The following is a 3,984-nucleotide window of genomic DNA, read 5'->3' on the forward strand; positions in this document are numbered from 1 at the left end:
AGGGGAGACCCCGCAGGCGTGAAAGCGCCGAGGAGGCTCCCCTGCCCGCGAACCGCTCGCGCCTGGAGCGCAAATCAACAACTAAGTTTCTCAGAGCCTTTATTAATATAGGAGAGTTTAAATGAAATTTCGCATTGGTTATCGGACAATCAAAACTGCAGTAGGCACTGCTGCTTCCATATTAATCGCGCAGCAGCTTGGCCTTCACAACTACGCTTCTGCAGGAATTTTAACTATTTTATGTATTCAAGTGACGAAAAGAAGGTCTCTTAGGACATCCTGGGACCGATTCTTGGCGTGTGTATTAGCCATGCCTTTCTCCGCTCTGTTCTTTGAGGGAATCGCCTACCATCCAATCGTTATCGGGGTTATGCTGTTTTTCTTTATTCCTCTACTTGTCATGTTAAAGGCCAGGGACGGTATTGTTACTAGCAGTGTCATAATTCTACATATTTACATGGCTCAAAAAATTTCTATGGCTAATTTTTTAAATGAACTGGGTGTCATTATTACAGGAATCGGAGTGGCTCTCCTCATCAATCTTTATATGCCTAGTGCTGATAGAAAACTAAGGGACTATCAACATAAATTAGAAGAAAACTTTAAAACTATTTTATGTGAATTGGTTCGATACTTACGAACGGGCGAAAGCGATTGGGGAGGGAAAGAGATCACCGAATGTGCCCGCTTGCTCGAAGAGGCAAAAGCACTAGCTTTCAGAGATGTAGAAAATCATCTTTTACGAGATGAGAATCTTTATTTTCATTATTTCAAAATGAGAGAAAAACAATTTGAAATCATGGAACGTGTCCTGCCGATTGTAACCTCCATTACCAGAACAGTTAGGCAAGGGAAGATGGTGGCTGACTTCCTCGAAGAATTGTCTGAAAATGTTCATCCTGGAAATACAGCACATATTTATATCGATAAATTAAGAGAGATGAAAAAGGAATTTGAAGAAATGGAGCTTCCAAAAACTAGAGAGGAATTTGAAACGCGGGCGGCCCTGCTTCAATTAGTGAAAGAAATGAATAACTACCTCATTATAAAAAGTTCATTTAAAGGAATGAAAACTTTCATGAATGAAAGGAAGAAAGTTGAAGCAAACTAGGAAAAAAAAGGCAGGTGGATGAATTTGATAAAAATTTTATCGCCAATCCTGATTGCTTTTTTCCTATCTCCGCTTTGGCCGTTAGGGCCTAATCCAGTACCAGGAGCCCCCTTTGTTATTGTCAATAAAAGTAAAAATGAACTGGCTTTTATTAATGAGAACAAAGTTCAAACAGTTGTTAGTGTTGGAACAGGAAAGACACAAGAATTGACACCTGAAGGACTTTTCACGATTACTGTAAAAGCAAAGGACCCATATTTTCGAAGAGAGAATATTCCTGGCGGCAATCCGAAAAATCCTTTAGGGGCAAGATGGATTGGCTTTGACGCAAGGGGAACGGATGGCAGAACCTACGGAATTCATGGAACCAATCAGCCTGCTTCAATTGGGAAATACGTTTCACAGGGCTGTATCCGTTCGCAAAATGAGGTAATAAAATCGTTATTTCCATTAATCCCATTGGGGACAAAAATTCTTGTCACTTCTTCAAAAAAATCCTTTGAATTGCTGGCCCAAGAAAATGGAGCAATAAAATGAGGGAAGGGAATGTTCGAATTGAACATTCCCTTTTATATGGTTAACGAATAAACTGGCCGATTCCAATTAGGAGGGTTGACGCAAGCATGGCAAACAACATTAAATAAACAACAATTTTTCTATTTTTCTTTTTGGACAATCCAGGGACCTCCTTCATTTTTAAAACTATATTTATATTTTACAGGGAAAAGCCTAAATGAACAATGGAACAACTCCGGCAATTTAGGAAGGAATTATGAACTTTTTACCGAATACAATAATTGTCGAATTATTTTAATATTGAAACAGAGGGGAAAACATGATTAAAAAAGTCGACCATATCGGAATAGCTGTTAATTCACTAGAGAATGCACTGCCTTTTTATACGGAAGTGTTACGTCTGCCACTATTAAAAATTGAAGTGGTTGAAAGCCAAAAGGTTAAAGTTGCATTTTTGCAGGCAGGGGAAACTAAACTCGAACTGCTGGAACCTATGTCAGAGGAAAGTACCATCGCAAAATTTATTGAAAAACGCGGTGAGGGTATTCACCATGTTGCACTTGGAGTAAACTCTATTGAAGAAAGAATTATGGAATTGAAAGAAAAAGGGATTCGTATGATTGATGAAAGCCCAAGGCTTGGCGCAGGGGGCGCACATATTGCATTTATGCATCCAAAGTCTTCTTCCGGTGTATTATACGAGTTATGTGAAAAGAAAGGACTGAAGGGGTAACATGATCGACATCTATGAGAAAATTAACGAATTGTATGATAAGCGCAGAGAGGTTGAGCTAGGCGGCGGGGACGAGCGAATTGATAAACAGCATGAAAAAGGGAAACTGACTGCCCGAGAAAGAATTGAGCTTTTAGTTGATAAAGGAAGCTTTGTTGAACTAAATCCTTTTATTGAGCATCGCACCAATGATTTCGGGCTCGATGAACAAAAAGGGCCTGGCGATGGAGTTGTAACCGGTTACGGAAAGGTTAATGGCCGTCCGATTTATTTATTTTCCCAGGACTTTACTGTGTTTGGCGGTGCCTTAGGGGAAATGCATGCTAAAAAGATTGCTAATGTGATGGATTTAGCGGCGAAAAATGGCGCTCCATTTGTTGGTCTGAATGACTCGGGCGGCGCTAGAATACAGGAAGGTGTTGTCTCGCTGGATGGCTATGGTCATATATTTTACCGTAATGCCATTTATTCAGGGGTCATTCCGCAAATTTCCGTTATTATGGGTCCGTGTGCCGGGGGTGCAGTTTATTCGCCAGCCATTACGGATTTTGTGTTTATGGTCGAAAAAACAAGCCAAATGTTCATTACCGGTCCAAAGGTAATTGAAACGGTAACCGGTGAAAAAATAAGTGCAGAGGACCTAGGCGGAGCGGATGTTCATAACTCGATTAGCGGGAACGCCCATTTCCGTGCTTCGACTGAAGCGGAAGTGCTCCAGGATGTTCGAAAGCTCTTAGGTTTCTTGCCGCAAAACAATGAGGAAAAACCGCCAAGGCTAAATCCGGAGGAAGAAAATGATTACCGTCCTGATTTAACCGACGTAATTCCGTTTGATGCGGTAAGGCCTTATGATGTTCGAAAGGTGATTAAACAAGTTGTAGACGGCGACTCATTTATGGAAATTCAAAAGGATTTCGCTAAAAATATAGTTGTAGGGTTCGCGAGAATTAAGGGAGAACCGGTGGGCCTTGTCTGCAATCAGCCAAAGGTTATGGCTGGGGGTCTAGATATTGATTCATCTGATAAAGCTTCAAGATTTATCAGAACCTGTGATGCTTTTAACATTCCTATTATTACCTTTGAAGATGTGACGGGTTTCTTCCCAGGTGTTAAGCAGGAGCACGGAGGAATCATCCGTCATGGTGCGAAGATTTTATTTGCTTATTCCGAAGCAACAGTACCTAAGCTGACAGTTATTTTAAGGAAGGCCTATGGCGGGGCGTACGTTGCCCTTAACAGTAAATCAATTGGAGCAGACCTTGTATTTGCATGGCCGAATGCAGAAATCGCGGTCATGGGTCCGCAGGGTGCAGCCAATATTATTTTTTCGAAGGAAATTCAAAACAGTGAAAATCCTGAGCAAACAAGGCAGCAAAAGATTGAAGAGTATCGTGAAAAATTTGCGAACCCGTATGTGGCTGCATCTAGAGGTATGGTAGATGATGTCATTGACCCACGGGAAACGAGGATCAAAATTATTCAAGCACTAGAAATGCTCAGAAACAAAAAAGAATCAAGACCATATAAAAAACATGGAAATATTCCATTATAAATTGGCTATTTAAAAGCCCAATGTTAAATTTTATAAACTGTTGATTGGAGCGAAAGGCGCGAAGACTCCTGC

The 3,984-nt window shown here is 40.8% G+C and carries 5 protein-coding genes; 4 read left to right on the forward strand and 1 reads right to left on the reverse strand.

What is annotated here, in order from left to right; all coding sequences use genetic code 11:
• The first annotated feature begins 121 nt into the window (after positions 1 to 121).
• Together V7161_RS13855 and V7161_RS13860 are read left to right on the forward strand one after the other, a co-directional pair.
• Positions 122 to 1,111, forward strand: coding sequence for an aromatic acid exporter family protein (locus V7161_RS13855; RefSeq protein WP_335445753.1), 990 nt, complete (start codon positions 122 to 124; stop codon positions 1,109 to 1,111).
• An 18-nt stretch (positions 1,112 to 1,129) separates the two neighbouring features.
• Positions 1,130 to 1,648: a L,D-transpeptidase gene (locus V7161_RS13860; RefSeq protein ID WP_223591514.1), complete on the forward strand. Its 519-nt coding sequence runs from the start codon at positions 1,130 to 1,132 to the stop codon at positions 1,646 to 1,648.
• A 40-nt stretch (positions 1,649 to 1,688) separates the two neighbouring features.
• On the opposite strand, the gene prli42 is transcribed toward V7161_RS13860, so the two are convergent.
• Entirely contained in the window at positions 1,689 to 1,787 is a 99-nt protein-coding gene (prli42, locus tag V7161_RS13865) for a stressosome-associated protein Prli42 (RefSeq protein WP_223591515.1), read from the reverse strand.
• 159 nt (positions 1,788 to 1,946) lie between these two features.
• Here prli42 and mce point away from each other — a divergent pair, with 159 nt between their 5' ends.
• Both mce and V7161_RS13875 read left to right on the forward strand, forming a co-directional pair.
• On the forward strand, positions 1,947 to 2,360 hold the full coding sequence (mce, locus tag V7161_RS13870; protein ID WP_223591516.1) for a methylmalonyl-CoA epimerase: 414 nt from the start codon (positions 1,947 to 1,949) through the stop codon (positions 2,358 to 2,360).
• A 1-nt stretch (position 2,361) separates the two neighbouring features.
• Positions 2,362 to 3,912, forward strand: a complete 1,551-nt coding sequence (locus V7161_RS13875; protein WP_335445755.1) for an acyl-CoA carboxylase subunit beta — start codon at positions 2,362 to 2,364, stop codon at positions 3,910 to 3,912.
• Positions 3,913 to 3,984 lie beyond the last annotated feature (72 nt).

It is taken from the genome of Neobacillus drentensis, assembly GCF_036965425.1.
In the GTDB taxonomy this organism is placed as follows: Bacteria; Bacillota; Bacilli; order Bacillales; family Cytobacillaceae; genus Neobacillus; species Neobacillus drentensis_F.